The sequence below is a fragment of the Amycolatopsis antarctica genome, assembly GCF_002262875.1.
In the GTDB taxonomy this organism is placed as follows: Bacteria; Actinomycetota; Actinomycetes; order Mycobacteriales; family Pseudonocardiaceae; genus Amycolatopsis; species Amycolatopsis antarctica.
In genome coordinates this window covers 1-631 of record NZ_NKYE01000051.1, presented here as the reverse complement: position 1 = coordinate 631, position 631 = coordinate 1, and the positions used below count along the sequence as shown (strand labels likewise).

The following is a 631-nucleotide window of genomic DNA, read 5'->3' as shown; positions in this document are numbered from 1 at the left end:
GAAGATTGGCCAGCTGTGCTTCTTCAGGCTGACGTCCTCTGCGGAGCATCCCTATGGTTCGGGCGAATACGGCAACCGGTACCAGGGCCAGCGCGGTCCTACCGCGAGCCGCAGCCACCTGAACTTCCACCGCACGGAGATTTAGCAGGCAGCGAAGCGCCCGCCCCGGGCCCACGCAGGGGCAACGGCGGACTCAGGCGTTGGCGGCCACGCCAGCAGGCGGCTGGGCGGCCCTGACAGGCCCCACAAACCGGGCGGCCAGCGGACCCACAACCGCCATCAGCAGGACATACGCGGTGGCAAGCGCCGCCAGTTCGCCGGGGACCGCCCCGGAAGCAACCGCCAGCCCCGCAATGACGATGGAAAATTCACCGCGTGCGATCGGCGTGGCTCCGGCGCGCAGGCGGCCGGGCCGCGCAATGCCGGCGCGCTTGGCCGCCCAGATGCCCGTCGCCATTTTGGTGGCGGCCGTGATGACGGCCAGCACCAGGGCCCAGCCAAGGACCGGCGGGATGGATGCGGGATCCGTATTGAGCCCGAACGCCACAAAGAAGATGGCGGCAAACAGGTCGCGCAGCGGCTCGAGGATGCGCGTCGCGTTGTGCGCCGTCGCGCCTGAAATTGCGATGCC

1 protein-coding gene and 1 pseudogene are annotated in these 631 nt (G+C 69.4%); one reads left to right on the top strand and one right to left on the bottom strand.

Features of this window, described 5'->3' with window-relative positions; all coding sequences use genetic code 11:
• Window positions 1-145 (top strand): annotated as a pseudogene (locus CFN78_RS28380) (dCTP deaminase); the annotation flags it as partial.
• A gap of 48 nt (window positions 146-193) precedes the next feature.
• Here the strand turns inward: CFN78_RS28380 and CFN78_RS28375 are convergent.
• Window positions 194-631, bottom strand: a 438-nt coding sequence (locus tag CFN78_RS28375) for a cation:proton antiporter (RefSeq protein WP_205660688.1), incomplete at its 5' end; no start/stop codon positions are given.